At 27.1% G+C, this 292-nt stretch carries 1 protein-coding gene; it reads left to right on the top strand.

The window, feature by feature from the left end; genetic code table 11:
* Positions 1-208: GIY-YIG nuclease family protein (locus H2650_RS15755; RefSeq protein WP_188051783.1), on the top strand; the 208-nt coding region annotated here is incomplete at its 5' end.
* Between the last annotated feature and the right edge of the window lie 84 nt (positions 209-292).

Raw genomic sequence — 292 nt, 5'->3', positions numbered from 1 at the left:
TAATTATACTGGTTTTACTTCTAATTTAATAGAACGATTTAAATCTCATAATTTTCTTGGAACAAAAGGTCATACCTTAAAATTCAGACCTTGGAAAGTTATTCATGTGGAATTTTTCCCTTCCAAAGCCGAAGCAATGAAAAGAGAAAAGTATTTAAAAACTGGAATTGGAAGAGAATTTATTAAAAATTTAATCCACAACTTATAACCTAATTAACTCCCATTATTGAGATTGAGCAAAGATTCTAATAAACTTTATTTCTCAAAGCTAATTATATCAAGCTACTACAAA

Origin of the sequence: Flavobacterium sp. GP15 (genome assembly GCF_014281985.1) — a bacterium.
Taxonomy (GTDB): Bacteria; Bacteroidota; Bacteroidia; order Flavobacteriales; family Flavobacteriaceae; genus Flavobacterium; species Flavobacterium pygoscelis.
Note: the sequence above shows the minus strand (reverse complement) of the source record. Positions and strands in the feature narration are given on the sequence as shown.